Here is a 2,865-nt window from a genome sequence, read left to right on the forward strand (position 1 = left end):
GCAGACTTCAATCGGACGACGGCGACGTGAGCGTCGCCCCCGATGGCACCGTCACTCAGAAGCCGCACGGCAACATGGATGAAACGCTGGTTTCGAAAGGAAAGGATCATCCTGAACAAGGCTCGTATACGCCTGAACACGATCGCGTCGATCCAGACCTGCAACCCGGCGGGGACAATGCGCCGCGCGGCCCGAAGCACGGAACGTGATCACAGCAAACATGTATGACAGGCGCGGCGGGCTGCTCGCGTGGGCTGTCATGACGCTGCTGGTTGTCTACGGCATGACCTCCACCGTCACGGGTGCCGTCAACACAGTCGGTAGCGTCGCGACGACGGGCGCGCAAGTCGGCGCAGCGGCAACGAACCGGACGGGAGCGGCAAACCCGTCGATCGACTCCGCAAGACAGCAGGTCCAGGCAGCCGTCGCATCGGCAGCGTCATTCGCGTCGAGTCCGGATGCGGAACCGCAGGCCCGTCAGGCAGCGGACCAGGCCGCTCGCGGTGTCGCGCGGGCCAGCTGGTACTCGTTTGCCGCACTCATTGTGGGCGCAATTATCGCCATTGTTTCGGGCAGCGCGGGCTTCAGGCATCAGCCGCCTTTTGAAGAGTCCGGTGGTTCTTCGGCCAGAGGGGATACGCTGCCTCAACGGGGCCGATACGCACAGTCGTGATATCCCGCTCGACATGGTTAGCGGGAACACCGGCCGGTTGATATGGCGGAGAAGATCTTCCGGCAGGCGCAGGCCGGGTGCCCTGCATTCGCCCGCCTGCCCTCGGGATAAGCAGACCGTCGCTCGCTTAAAAGGCAACGGTATGGCGTTAAACTTCACCGATCGATATGAGACGCTCGCGGGTGATGACGATGACCCGTTATCTGCAGAGCAGTGGACGTGTGGGCGGTGTCACGGTCCAGACAGCGTGCGACGAGATGCATGTGATCGCGCTGTGGCGCCTGTTGACGGGCGCGGGCGCGAATGTACGGGGCGCCAGTACGGGCTGTGTGCGACACGGAGAATTTGAGCGCATCACGATCAGCTTCGAGCCCCTCGGTCAGGAGCAAGCGGACCTGCTCCTGGCCGAACTCGGCGCGCAAGCGTGGGTCACGCACGCATTGCTTCACGTCCTTGCGGCAGAGATCGACGACCGTCCAGGCTAGCGACGCGCGCTGCGCCCGGCCACCACGAATTCCCCGCCGGGACACTTTCCAGCTTCATCCTGCAGGCCGCCCGGACCGGCGCGGCATGTTTCGGCGACGATCCGCGCCATCAACAAGTAGCCGTCGAACCTGAGCTCGTACGACTACTCGCCGGTAGACGGGGGCTGCGCAACGCCCCGCTTCTACTCTCCAGCTTCGGCAGGCGGTTCCTCCGACAGCCAGTTGTGCACTTCCGGGCGCACGCTAAACGTCGGCGCCTCTATCCATGCCTCTAGCCACGACCGCCAGTTTGCCCATTGCGCGTCGTCCATGGAAAACTCTTCATAGCAGGCATCGGGCGGTTCCGCGCAAATCAGCACATAGGCGACCGCATGCCCGTTCCAGTAAGCGAGCAGTTCGTCGGTCAGATCAGCTGTCACACCTGCGCCGTGAGCACGTAATACGGTTCCGATCTTTTGCTCGAATTCTTCGCGCGTCATCGCCATCCTTCCTCCGGGGTTGATCGCGCACCGCATAGGCGCGCGTGTAGGCAAAGCCACCGCGTACGCCTGCTGCACAACGCCAGGATTTGCAGTCGCTTTCGCGTAACTTTTCCAATCAGGTCGTGCAACCTCTGCCTTCCTGCACGCGGCCGGAGAAACGTCGGCCGGCCGCACAGTGACGAAATTATCGGCCCGCTGCCCGTCATTCCCATGGCAGATGCCTATCGTGTGCTCCAGCTCTCCGCGCCCGTTGATTCGTCCATGGCGCGGCGTGGCCGCGACGGCCCGACACCAGTTCCAGAATTGATCTCGTCGGCACACTTACACGCAGCGTTTCGATGTCGCGTGGAACGAACCATCTGCAAGTCCGTATTTCGTTTCGAGGCTGCGGGTCCGCACCGTCTGCAATCTCCATGATGAATACGTGATGGCGCTTGTTGAAGCCGACGAATTGCCAAAGATAGGCCGACGACACGGCGACCAGCGAAGTCTGCTCCTCAAGCTCGCGATGCGCGCATTGCAGCGGACTTTCGTTCGCGCGGACAATGCCGCCAGGCAGCGTCCAACGGATGCGGTGTCGCACGAATAGAACCGTGTCGTCGCGTCGGCAGATGACGGTCGCCTGCTCTTTCATGTTGGCTCCTTGATGCGTGCATGCGGCAGTGCAGTTCCGCGCGTCGCCGCGCGGCTGACGGACGGTCTCGGTAAGCAGTAGCAAGAATCAGGCACGCCAAATGCCGTCACGCAGGGTGGCCCTTTTGCGATGCCAGTAACTCATTAAGCTTCAGGTGGCGTGCCGGACAACTTGGCGTTGAATTCGCCAGTTGGTGCCGTGACCGCGGCGACGCGGCGGCCCCCGCAGCCGATGCCTAAGGGTGGCGGCCTGTGCCGACGGTGAATCGGCCAGCAGCGCGGCTTCGCACGCACGTCGGATGATCCGGCATAGAACCGCATCCGCATCGATAAATCCCCGGCTATCGAATACCGCGCGCATGCCAGCCGGGTCCAGCACACAGCCGTGCCACTCTGCCAGACGGGCCGCGATGGGTAATGCCCGACTCGAAATCCTGACCCGTCGAAGCATCCAGCACGGTGGAATCGGCGATGTGTCATCGTCGCATGACACTTACAGACTGCGCGGGCGACAACCACGTTCGAGACTCGGAAAACACGAGCAGATGTAAAGCCACGAGCAGCGTGAGAAGTCTTACCTGTCCGTCGACTT

Annotated in this window: 5 protein-coding genes; 3 read left to right on the top strand and 2 right to left on the bottom strand. The window is 62.6% G+C overall.

Annotation, left to right across the window (positions count from 1 at the left end; translation table 11 throughout):
- The 3 genes from KFO72_RS41660 to KFO72_RS41670 form a co-directional block, all read left to right on the top strand.
- Positions 1 to 209: hypothetical protein (locus tag KFO72_RS41660; RefSeq protein WP_225034531.1), on the top strand; the 209-nt coding region annotated here is incomplete at its 5' end.
- Positions 206 to 673, top strand: coding sequence for a hypothetical protein (locus KFO72_RS41665; protein WP_412101833.1), 468 nt, complete (start codon positions 206 to 208; stop codon positions 671 to 673). The genes KFO72_RS41660 and KFO72_RS41665, both read left to right, overlap by 4 nt.
- A 191-nt stretch (positions 674 to 864) precedes the next feature.
- Positions 865 to 1,158 (top strand): hypothetical protein, encoded by a 294-nt coding sequence (locus KFO72_RS41670; RefSeq protein ID WP_225034532.1) that lies wholly within the window; start codon positions 865 to 867, stop codon positions 1,156 to 1,158.
- A gap of 182 nt (positions 1,159 to 1,340) precedes the next feature.
- On the opposite strand, the gene KFO72_RS41675 is transcribed toward KFO72_RS41670, so the two are convergent.
- Positions 1,341 to 1,637 carry a hypothetical protein gene (locus KFO72_RS41675; RefSeq protein WP_225034533.1) on the bottom strand — a complete coding sequence of 99 codons (297 nt, stop codon included), beginning with the start codon at positions 1,635 to 1,637 and terminating at the stop codon, positions 1,341 to 1,343.
- 205 nt (positions 1,638 to 1,842) lie between these two features.
- The gene (locus tag KFO72_RS41680; RefSeq protein WP_225034534.1) at positions 1,843 to 2,274 is read right to left on the bottom strand and encodes an NUDIX hydrolase; all 432 of its coding nucleotides are present in this window, start codon (positions 2,272 to 2,274) and stop codon (positions 1,843 to 1,845) included.
- Positions 2,275 to 2,865 lie beyond the last annotated feature (591 nt).

Origin of the sequence: Paraburkholderia sp. XV (assembly GCF_020177535.1) — a bacterium.
In the GTDB taxonomy this organism is placed as follows: domain Bacteria; phylum Pseudomonadota; class Gammaproteobacteria; order Burkholderiales; family Burkholderiaceae; genus Paraburkholderia; species Paraburkholderia caribensis.